This window comes from Mesotoga infera, from assembly GCA_011045915.1.
In the GTDB taxonomy this organism is placed as follows: domain Bacteria; phylum Thermotogota; class Thermotogae; order Petrotogales; family Kosmotogaceae; genus Mesotoga; species Mesotoga infera_D.
In genome coordinates this window covers 1-4351 of sequence record DSBT01000259.1, presented here as the reverse complement: position 1 = coordinate 4351, position 4351 = coordinate 1, and the positions used below count along the sequence as shown (strand labels likewise).

Sequence of the window (4351 nt, the reverse complement as noted above, 5' to 3'; positions counted from 1 at the left end):
CCAGATGGCTCATGGAAACTGGACAGAATAATCGAGATGGCCGAGAGATTCACCATTGAAGGAGAATTCATAGCAATTTCCGGCTTCGAGTGGACGCTGACCAGTCGGGGACACATAACGATATACGATACCACTGAATGGATTGATAGAAGCACAACGGATCTATACGACATCTACCAGTGGATCGTGGATAAACAGGCAACCGCTCAATTCTGCCACCCTGGAAGGAAGTACGGTGACTTTTTCGATTTTGAATACTTCCCCGAAGTTGATCTTTATATAAACACGCTCGAAGTGGGAAATGGTGCCGGCTCGAATTCAAATAACGTGATAAAGGAAGAGTATTTCGAGCGTTATCAACGGGCTCTCAGTCGAGGCTGGCATGTAGGAGCGTCTGCAAATCAAGACAATCATCAGAAGAACTGGGCGACTGTAAACGATGCGAGAACGGCCTTCGTCATTGATGAACTAACAACGGAAAAAGTATATGAAGCTCTCAAGACAAGAAATATATACGCCACTGAAGATCGCAACGCCTTCATAGCATTCTCCGTTGAGGGCGCAAAGATGGGTGATACCCTGTATGACATTCCCAGAGCTACTCTGAAAGTCGAGTACAGCGACCCCGGCGAGCGTGTTCGAAGAGCGGCGATCTACAGCAACAATGGAATATTCGAACTGGATGTCTCCGGTGATGAGTGGGAAGTCGAGATTGATGTTGAAAATCCACTCTCATATAACTGGTACTTCGTCAAGATCGATCAGATCGACGGAAATGAGCTGGTCTCTTCTCCAATATGGTTTCAGAGCAGTACGAACAAATACCTTCTCAACGCGAGGACAATCGATCCAAGACCGGTTAAGGGACTCCCATTTGATGTCGGTTTCGACCTGATAAACTCTCTGAGAGAAGATCAGGTGATTTCGGTTGAAGTGAAGAGCGGAGAGACCACGGTATTTTCCAGGGACTATGAGATCTCTTCTATGACGTGTCTGGAGATAGTTGAGACATTTGAAACTGAAGAAGACTCTCTGGACTTCTTTGTAGATGATGAACTGGCATTTAGAATCAACGTCGATTTCGTCAGCTTCACAGCTCATCTCGACACTTCTCATGAGAATTACTTCCTGACTGAGTTGAAGCCGTTGACGCAGCTGCTAGAGGGTCTCGGCGGTGAGGTGAAGCCCGTAATTGGAGAGCTGACGGAGAAGACCACTTTCAGCGGTCAAGTCCTAATACTTCCCCTGCCGGATGCCGACACTTTTATGAAAGACTTCATGGAAATATCCGAAGAACAGGTTGATTTCATAGTTGATTATGTCAAGAACGGCGGGCTCCTCGTTATCGTACTAGCAAAGAAGCAGATCACTCACCCTTCGATCGAGAGTTATAAACTTCTGTTTGAGAAACTCCCTTGGATAGTCGAACTTGAAGAAGGCGGAAGATCTGTCTCTGGAACCAATACCAATAATTTTGAGATAGAAGACGGGGGAGGAGTCGTGATTCTTACCTGGGAGGAAGCGGCTGGAACGGAGCGAATAATTGAAGGAACAATGGGCTATATCGAATTGAAGCTAGGCTTGAGATGAAGTGAGGGATCAATTTGTCTAGATTGGAGAGTTTCACACTTGGTGAGGAAGGGAGAAGAATATTTGGAATATGCGAGTATCCTTCCTCAGGGAAAAGCTTCCCTACAGTCTTGATGTTTCATGGATTTACTGGAGAACACATTGTATCCACATTCAAATTTCCGCGTCTATCGAGAAGGCTTGTCGAAAGGGGAATCGCAACTATACGATTCGATTTCAGAGGATCTGGCGACAGCGAAGGCGAGTTCGACGAAATGTCGCCTCTGACGGAGCTGCGAGATGCTGAAGAGGTTTTCGAGTTTGCTCAGACGCTGGAATGGTGCTCGGGAAAATTCGGCGTAATTGGCTACAGTCTCGGAGGAATGGTGGCATCGATCTTTGCGGGCAGACATCCGGAGATAAGCGCACTGCTGCTATGGTCTCCTGTTATCATGAACCAGGAGTTTTTCCATAGGGAGGATTATACTTCTGAAGCAGGTGAGAAATTTAGGGATGTGTTAGGCCTGAAACTCGGGCCGTTATTCTTTGAGGATGGACGAAGCGTAGACGCTTCAGAGGAGTTGAGAAACTATTTTGGAGATCTTCTAATAGTACACGGATCCGACGATGAATCAGTTCCGTATCTTCCGGTCAAAGAATACGCAGACCAGAGGGGACTCAGTATTCATACAGTGGAAGAAGCGAACCACAAATACCAGAGGATCGACTGGATCGAAGAACTCTTTTCTGTTTCCTCTGACTTTCTAAGTAAGACCCTTTTGTAGCGGGCGTCAGGGCGCCCGCTATCCTATTATTTGTCTCCTTATTTCATCAAGAGTTTTGTCAAGCAGCTTAATCTCAGATCGGAAAGTCAATTCCCCTTCGTAAGTTTCAGGAATTACCAATCCCCGCCTGGACAATCCAGCTAGAACTTCTATTGCATTATGCCGATGCAAGCCTGACAAATCTACGATACTCGAGAGAGTATGACTTGAGTGCAGAACCTTGCGAAGGATCTCGATTGATTCTCTTTTGGCCATCGTACTCATTATGCCGGCAGCATCTTGCTTTTCGACCGTAAGGCTTCGCTCCCTTGTCCTGTCGGTGCCCACAACAGAGATAATCGAGTTCTTTTCTGGGACCTCAATTGTAATTTCAGAACCACCAAGAGACCATGAAAACAGTAACTTTGTCTCTTCGACCGATGTATTAGGAGCATCAAGATCAAGGAGAAAGCGCAAGTAACTGCTTCCGAATTCTCTGAGATTCTCCTCGAGAAGTTCTTGCGAGTAAGAAATCGAAAGGTCATAATCTGGCGATGGCAGCGAATTTTCACTACCGAATTCCAGGAGTTCCACAAAAGAGTCACGCGTTTCTGACTGATTCTTAAGCATTTCAATGGCTTCGTATCTGTCCAAATTGGTGAGAGTAGGATTTGAGAAGGCGAAATCCAAAGCAGCCTTTTCGTTGCGTCCGAAAGACTGGATAATCATGTCGCCTAATTCATCTGGCTCCTTGAAATCACTGCTCAAGAACATATGAAGCAATCTCTCCGGCGAAGTCCTCTTGATCAAGCCAACGAGATCTGAAGAAGAAGGGGAGTCCTCAAGGAAGAGGTAGGGAACGATCCTAAGACCAAAAAAGGCTTTCCATCCGAAAAACCTTTCCAGCAGTTCACGATAATTTGGCGGTATTGACAGACGCAATTTAGAGACCCAGTCTGATATAAAGTCAGAAGATCCGCGGTCGTTATGGATCATTCTTTCGTGGTTATTGAGCCTGAACAAAGACATGAGCAGCTCGATTCCGCTTTCCTTCACGATTGAGATATTCATGAAAAGACCCTCCAAAAACTCACAGCATATCTGTGCGCTTTACCAACAATGTTAATAATCAATGAGGGGCAAAGAGATCTTCCTTACACTATTATGCCTTAAACACGAACTCAAAGGGAAGAGCAAAGTGGCGAGTAAGGGGTCACGGGCTTCGCTGAGCAAGGCGATTGACTCCTGCAGTTATCAGTGCTCGAGAAGAATGAGATACCGAACCGGGATCACGAAAAAATCACGTGAAATCATTGGCTGTCATCCCGTAGAGTCTGACCTGACGCCCTTAGATCCGATGTGAGCTTAAGAACGATGACCCGCTGATCGCTGTTCAAAACAACGTTGTCCGTCAACGGTCCACGGTCCACAGAGAAGAGCCTTTCACGAGACTTAGAGAGTTTCATGGCTTTTGCTCTACAACTTGCACACTGGAACTTGGAACTGTTTCAAAGATCGAGATCCTGACCAGCATTGTCAGGATGACTTGAAGTAGCAAAAGTCAGTCATCCCATAAGGCCCTCCCTGATTAGTGCGTCCGCAAATCCCTGTTCCTGTCATCCCGTAGCGCCTGCCCTGAAAGCCTGCCCCAAAATGCTCCTGTTCAGGGAAACTGATCGGGATCTGGTTCTTTGAAAACGGTTCCGAAAACCTGCTGAATACTTTGAAGAACCAACAAAGCGAAAATAAGGACTAACCAGCTTGTTAGGGCGTATTTGCGCTTAAGAACGATGACCCGTTGAACGCTGCAAAAGATGGTTCGCCGTTGACCGTTTAATAGCAAGGACCCGTTCACTGATAAGATCATAGACCAGATATTGATCAGTTTTGGCAGCTGACGAAGTGAGCTGGTTCTGACAAACTGGATTTCATTACTCTTGATTTTTAGGGGGCTCTAGCTCTTTGCCTTGATCAACCACCATCCACGTACCACAGAAGACGGCTCTTCCGCCCGGCGT

At 46.4% G+C, this 4351-nt stretch carries 2 protein-coding genes; one reads left to right on the top strand and one right to left on the bottom strand.

Annotated features, from left to right (window positions below):
- The first annotated feature begins 1604 nt into the window (after nucleotides 1-1604).
- The gene (locus ENN47_08830; protein ID HDP78268.1) at nucleotides 1605-2354 is read left to right on the top strand and encodes an alpha/beta fold hydrolase; all 750 of its coding nucleotides are present in this window, start codon (nucleotides 1605-1607) and stop codon (nucleotides 2352-2354) included.
- 18 nt (nucleotides 2355-2372) lie between these two features.
- Here ENN47_08830 and ENN47_08825 read toward each other — a convergent pair whose 3' ends face one another.
- The gene (locus tag ENN47_08825) at nucleotides 2373-3404 is read right to left on the bottom strand and encodes a hypothetical protein (protein ID HDP78267.1); all 1032 of its coding nucleotides are present in this window, start codon (nucleotides 3402-3404) and stop codon (nucleotides 2373-2375) included.
- Between the last annotated feature and the right edge of the window lie 947 nt (nucleotides 3405-4351).

What these genes read in the sequence shown, in the direction of transcription:
- ENN47_08825 (HDP78267.1), bottom strand. Translation starts at nt 3,404, where the DNA reads ATGAATATCTCAATCGTGAAGGAAAGCGGAATCGAGCTGCTCATGTCT.